Here is a 6,329-nt window from a genome sequence, read left to right on the forward strand (position 1 = left end):
CTGCACCACCATCTACCTGATCGATGATGACGATGCCTTCCGGCGTTCGCTGATCTTTCTGCTGGAATCGGTCGGCTGGACCGTGCGCGACTATGACAGCGCACAAGCCTTCCTCGATGCGCATGCCGCGCCGCCCGATGATCTCGGCTGCCTGCTGCTGGACATCCGCATGCCCATGATCAGCGGCATGCATCTGCAGCAGCGGTTCAAGGCACAGGGCTGGCAGATCCCCATCATTTTCATCACCGGGCACGGCGACATCGAACTGGCCGTGCAGGCCATGAAAGCCGGCGCCAGTGATTTCCTGGAAAAACCTTTCCGGGACCAGGCCCTGCTGGACGCCGTCGCACTGGCCGTGCAGCGCGGCGCACAGCAGCGGCGCGAACAGGCACGGCGCGAACAGGCCATCGCCGTGCTGGAGACCCTGTCGCCACGCGAAGCGGAAGTCGCCCGGCTGCTGGCCCGTGGTCACGCCAACAAACGCGCCGCGCAGATGCTCGGCATCAGTGAAAAAACCATCCACATCCACCGCCAGCGCATCATGGAAAAAACCGCCTGCGCGAACCCCACGGAACTGGCCCGGCTGCTGTTGCTGGCCGAGCCCGAACTGCTGGACTGCTGACCAGGGCGGCGCGACCCGCCCCGGCACTACACGGCCAACAAGCGCCCAGGCAGGCCCTGGCGCACCGCCGCGCCGGAAACAGCATCCACCCAGGGAGAACGGCTGCTGCGCGTCGGGTCCACGATCCCCAGGTCATTCAGATTGATCCCGGCCCGCAGGTCGCGGCGATCGGGCTGCGCCTGGTCCCCCAGCACATGGCTGCGCGCACCCAGTTCGCGATGGCCGTACCCGTGCTCGATCGCGATCACGCCCCGCATGACGCCAGCGTGCACCAGCACCGTGCATTCCATCATCCCGTTCGGCGTCTGCAACCGGGCCTTGCTGCCATTTTTCAGGCCCAGCGGCGCGGCATCCTCCGGATGCACGATCACCGGATTTTCGGGATGCAGTCCCGTGATGCGCGTCGCAATGCTGTACGAATTCTGCAGCGCCGACTTGAAACTGATCAGCAGGAACGGCCAGTCCTGTTCCGGATAGACAGTCCGCATCGGCGTGCCATCCAGGAATGCCGGCCGGGTCCAGGATGCGCAGCCCGGATAATGCAGACCCGTCACGGCATTGCGCGCCCCGCCGATATGCTCGCTCCAGATCCACAGCGGCGCCTTGAAACGGTGGTTCTGCCAGTGCGGATTTTCCTTGTCCTGTGCCACCGATGGCGGTTCGTAGCGGCCACCCCGGGTATACAACATGGCCACCTTGCGCCATTCGTCGTCCTTGAGCGCCGCCTTCAAGCCCGGCAACAGCCTGCCCACACCGGACATCTCGATGTCCTCGTCGGTCGCGTCCCCTACCGGACTGGCGCCCATGCAAGCAATATTCGCCCCCCCGCGGAAATACCAGTCCTCTGCCTTTTCCAGGGGCACGGGCCGGCCATCGGCATCCCGCAGGCCTTCCTTGCCAAAGCCCGGCAGATCCATGGCCTTGGCCAGCGCAAACACGAAACTTTCCATGCTGATGGGCTGACCGTCGGCCGTCTTCGCCTGCCTGGGCTCGATCACCGGCCAGCGCGCCGTCATGGCTTTGGTCGGCACGCCATTCCAGGCAGACGTCCAGCCCCAGCTTTCGTACATCAGGGAATCCGGCACGATGTAGTCGGCAAATGCATTGGTTTCATTGATCAGCGGATCGATCGAAATGATCAGCGGCAACTTGGACGGATCGGCCAGGTCCTGCCCGAAGCGTTCACGCAGCCCGGGAATGCCATAGAGCGGATTCGCCATCCACAGGATCAGCGCCTTCAGGCTGTAGGGATAGGCATGGAACATGCTGGCAAACCATTCGGTGGCCAGCCCCGGCGCACCCGGGAACCAGCCGTCCTGGGCTGGATACGCCTGGCCCTGCGCTTTCTTTTTCCGGAACTCATTCGTGCGCTCGTAAGGCACGTTGCGGCCCAGCGGGATGCCCTTGGGTTTGATCTTGCCCGGAAAATTGACCAGGTCGTAGCGCGGCCCCGGCGATGCATCCCGATAGCCCCCGCCGTTCATGACCAGGCCGCCCTTCCAGTTCAGATTGCCGATCAGCAGATTGAGCGTCACCACCGAATAGGCGTTGTAGAAACCCGAGCCGGACATCATGCCGCCATGCGCAACGGCGCACGCCTTGCGGCCATGGCTGGAGAACTTGTCCGCCAGGCCTTCCACGATTTCCACAGGAATGCCGCATTCGTCCGCATACTCGGCGATCGTCCGCGACCGGATGCTGTCGATCAGCAGTTCGAACCCCGTGCGCACCCGCAGCGCCTGCCCCTGAACGTCCACCTGTCTGTCTTCCTGCAGACGAGCAGCACCCGGGATCGCATCGACCGGCTGGATGCGGCCCTGCGCATCCACGGCCAGATACGGATCCTGATCGCTGAACGCCTCGGCATCGCCAATATCCAGGCCGATCATCGAGCCACGCAGATAGCGGCCGTAGCGCGGATGGCCCGGTTCCGCCACCACCAGCCAGCTGGCCGTCGTGAACGAAGGCTCGCCATGGGCCTGGGCGGCCTTGAGCGTCGGATACGACAGGTAGGCACGATTGATGCGGTCGTTTTCCAGCAGCCAACGCATCATGCCCAGCAACAGTGCGCCATCCGTACCCGGACGGATCGGCACCCAACGGCCCTGCGCTCCGGCGGCCCGGTTGTCCGCATTGTTCAGGACCGGATCGATGACCACGTATTCCAGCCGGCCCGCAGCGCGCCCTTGTGCCAGCATGGCCCCGGTCCGCTTGAACGGGTTGCCTGCATTGCCGGGCGCCGTGCCGATGAACAGCACGAATTCGGCATGGGCCAGGTCCGGTTTGCCGTGCGGCATGCCACGGTGATCGCCAAACGCAGCGCCGGACCCCGAACGCCAGGACCCGCCACAGTACGACCCATGCCCGACATAATTCAGGGTGCCGTAGGCATTCTGCCAAAAGCGCCGCCCCAGCAGATCGCGCCCGTCGTTCACGCTGACGATATGCCCGACCTGATTGACCTTGGGCCCCAGCGCGGGATTGTCGGGATCAATCGGCGTTTCCAGATCGCGCAGGGCACGCAGCCCATCCACATGCCCTTCGCCGAACAGATCGCCGCCTTCGACCACTTCTTGGATCAGCTGTTCGAAACTGATCGGTTCCCACTGGCCGCTGTTGCGCGGGCCCACGCGCTTGAGCGGCGTCAGCACGCGAAACGGCGAATTGATCTGATCGAGCGCGGCATTGCCCCGGCCGCAAGCGGTCGAACGCCCCACCAGCCCCTTGTCCTGATAGCGCGACAGGGCCACCAGACTGTCCTTGAAACTGACATCCATGGGCAGGTGCGGTTCGGTCGACAGCGGGTTGTACGGGTTGCCCGTCACCCGGATCACCTTGCCCGTCCGCTTGTCGATGCGCACCCGCACCCCGCACAGCGTCGTGCAGCCCAGGCAGCCCGTATAGCTGACCTGCTGGTTGGGGTTGAGCCGCAATTCGCCCGTGGCCACATCCACCTGATATTCTGGCTCGGCCGAATGGCCATGCAGCTGTTTTTCTCCTGTGGGCTTGCCCACCACGCTGTCAGCCATGCGACCCAGCGTCTGCGAAAAGCCCGCCGCAAATGCCGCCAAGCCCCCTGCCGCAATCAATTCCCTACGCTCGATTTTCATCTGGTTTCTCCAACAGGATTCAGTGATGCCCTGCGCCCGCCAGGCGGTTCAGCGGCAGCAGCGAGGTCAATGCAATGAACAGAAAGATCCACAGCCCCAGCGTGCCGATGATCCCCAGAAGACCTTCCGGCCCCATTGGCAACTGATAGCTGTAATAGCCCGCGCCGGTCTTGGGGACTTCCTGCCCGCCCATGAAAATGCTCCAGCGCATCATCCAGGTCGAATGCAGCGCCAGCAGGCCGATCAGCAAACCCGAGCCGGGGCGCTTCCATGCCAGCAGGCAGGTGACGACCGTGGACAACACCGCCCAGACGGCAAGCAGGCGCCAGTTGTCGGCCGGCGCAACCTGCGCCAGCGCCATGCGGTGAACATTGGACCAGCCGCTCAGCCCAAGCAGCAGCCAGGCCGCGCCGACGGCCAACGCCAGCAGCTGCGTCAGCGCCAGCAGACGAGACACCGTCCGCACCGTGCGAGGATCCGGCGAGGACAGCATGCGATTGAACAGCAACACCATTCCCAGCGCGCCCGCAAGCGCCGTCACAATGAACTGCACCGGCAGCCACGGGGTGTTCCACAGGGGCCGCGCCGCCACCACCATGACCTCGGCGCCGGTGTAGAGCGCCACCAGCACCGCTCCCACCGCCGTCATCAGCGCCGCCATCTGCAGCGCCCGATGGCTTTCATGGCCGCCATAGGCCAGCAGGCCAGCCAACCGCGCGTAACGCCCCCCGTCCCTGCCATGCTGCGCCAGCAGGGGCCGCCACGCCAGCCAGCTGTACAGCAACAGGCCGCCGACATAGATGGGAATGAACCAGGCTCCCCACGCCATCCAGGACGTCGGATTGAAGTGCAGATAGAAATTCAGGAATCGCCCCGGCTGGTGCAGGTCGGCCAGCAGGGCGACCGGTGCGCTCAGGCCGCACAACAGCGCAGCGGCCAGCGCCAGATGGGAAATGCCCTGCCACTGCGGCTTGCGCCAGACCAGGCCGGGCAAGGACAGCAGAAAGGCGCCGTAGGAAATGCCGATCAGGAAAAAATACTGGACCGCCCATGGCAGCCACGCCACTTCACGCGCGACATTGACGGTTTCAACGATCTGCGGATTCATTTCATCCTCCCCGCCTCAGACAGCGCTGCGCTGTGGTTTCCACAGGGCGGCCTCGCCCACGACCTTGCCCTGGAACGATTCGTCCAGCCCGATATAGAACACCTGCGGCCGGGTGCCCGCCTCCGGCTTCAGGACTTTCAGTTGTTCCCGGTTTTCCGCCAACAGGCGATTCAGTTCGCTGTCCGGATCGTTCAGGTCGCCAAAGATGCGCGCCCCGCCCACACAGGTTTCCACACAGGCCGGCAGCAGACCGACTTCCAGCCGGTGCGCGCAGAACGTGCATTTATCCGCCTTGCCGGTCTCGTGGTTGATGAAGCGTGCATCATAGGGACAGGCCTGGACGCAATAGGCACAGCCGACGCAGCGGTCGCCATTGACCACGACAATGCCGTCGTCCTGCTTGAATGTCGCCCCCACCGGACAGACCGGCACGCACGGTGGGTTGTCGCAATGATTGCAAAGGCGCGGCAGCACGTATGTGCCAACCGGCTGGTCTGCGCCCTCCACTCGGACGCTGTAGGTGGAGACCACGGTGCGAAAGCTGCCTTCGGGCACCGCGTTTTCCTGGATGCAGGCCACTGTGCAGGCCTGGCAGCCGATGCATTTGCGGATATCGACCAGCATGGCCCAGTGATGCTTGCTGCCATCGGCAGCCATGGCTGGCGCCGGCATGGCCGCAGCAGCCGCCGTGACGATGGGAATCCCCCGCAGGAACATGCGGCGGCCTGGATCGGGCCCGTCTCCGCGAGGGCGCACAGTAGGACGGCGTGGGAATGACATTTGGCGACTCCTGACCACAATGGACAAGGTCAGGATAGGGGCCGTGTCAGAACTGGACTATTGGCAGTCCATGGAAGCGGAATAGATGGTTTTACCTATCGGGCCGACCAGGGAAGGCAAAAAACCCTTTTGCGACAAGGGTTTTTTGCCTTGAGCTGGAAACCAGGCGAGCACGACGATCAACGTGTTGCTTGACGTGGGTCAAGCCATTCAGACGACAAGGCCTCGGCCTGTTGCAGCACTGTCTGCACCGCCTCGTCCTGCAGGTCGGGCGGATAACCGTACTTGCGCAGGATGCGCTTCACCAGCACCCGTATCCGGGCACGGGCAGAGGCCCGATGGGCCCAATCGACCGACACGTTCTGGCGCAGGCTCATCAGCAATTCGTGAGCGATCAACTTGAGCCTGTCGTCGCCCATGATCTGCACCGCGCTTTCGTTCTCGGCCAGGGCGTCGTAGAAGGCGATCTCCTCATCGGACAGACCCTGCTCTTCGCCGCGCTGGCGCGCCGCACGGATGTCCTTGGCCAACCGGATCAGCTCGGCCAGCACCTCGGCGGTGGTGATGGCGTTGGCGTGGTAGCGCGCCACCGCGTCCTCCAAACGCTCCGAGAACGCCCTGGTCTGCACCACATTGGCCTTGCTGCGCGAGCGAATGCCGTCGTTGATCAGCTTGCGCAAGGCTTCCAGCGCCAGGTTCTTTTTTTCCA

5 protein-coding genes are annotated in these 6,329 nt (G+C 64.1%); 1 reads left to right on the top strand and 4 read right to left on the bottom strand.

Annotated elements, in window-relative coordinates:
* Positions 1 to 622 (top strand): response regulator (locus tag RBR29_RS09955; RefSeq protein ID WP_320348946.1); only part of this gene is annotated, 622 nt, incomplete at its 5' end.
* 26 nt (positions 623 to 648) lie between these two features.
* Here the strand turns inward: RBR29_RS09955 and RBR29_RS09960 are convergent.
* The 4 genes from RBR29_RS09960 to RBR29_RS09975 form a co-directional block, all read right to left on the bottom strand.
* Positions 649 to 3,732 (bottom strand): molybdopterin dinucleotide binding domain-containing protein, encoded by a 3,084-nt coding sequence (locus tag RBR29_RS09960; RefSeq protein WP_320348948.1) that lies wholly within the window; start codon positions 3,730 to 3,732, stop codon positions 649 to 651.
* Between the two features lie 19 nt (positions 3,733 to 3,751).
* The gene (gene nrfD, locus RBR29_RS09965; RefSeq protein ID WP_320348949.1) at positions 3,752 to 4,840 is read right to left on the bottom strand and encodes an NrfD/PsrC family molybdoenzyme membrane anchor subunit; all 1,089 of its coding nucleotides are present in this window, start codon (positions 4,838 to 4,840) and stop codon (positions 3,752 to 3,754) included.
* Between the two features lie 15 nt (positions 4,841 to 4,855).
* The gene (gene dsrO, locus RBR29_RS09970; protein WP_320348950.1) at positions 4,856 to 5,620 is read right to left on the bottom strand and encodes a sulfate reduction electron transfer complex DsrMKJOP subunit DsrO; all 765 of its coding nucleotides are present in this window, start codon (positions 5,618 to 5,620) and stop codon (positions 4,856 to 4,858) included.
* A 179-nt stretch (positions 5,621 to 5,799) separates the two neighbouring features.
* Positions 5,800 to 6,329, bottom strand: a 530-nt coding sequence (locus RBR29_RS09975) for a DUF3387 domain-containing protein (RefSeq protein WP_320348952.1), incomplete at its 5' end; no start/stop codon positions are given.

Origin of the sequence: Castellaniella sp., assembly GCF_034007085.1 — a bacterium.
In the GTDB taxonomy this organism is placed as follows: domain Bacteria; phylum Pseudomonadota; class Gammaproteobacteria; order Burkholderiales; family Burkholderiaceae_B; genus Castellaniella.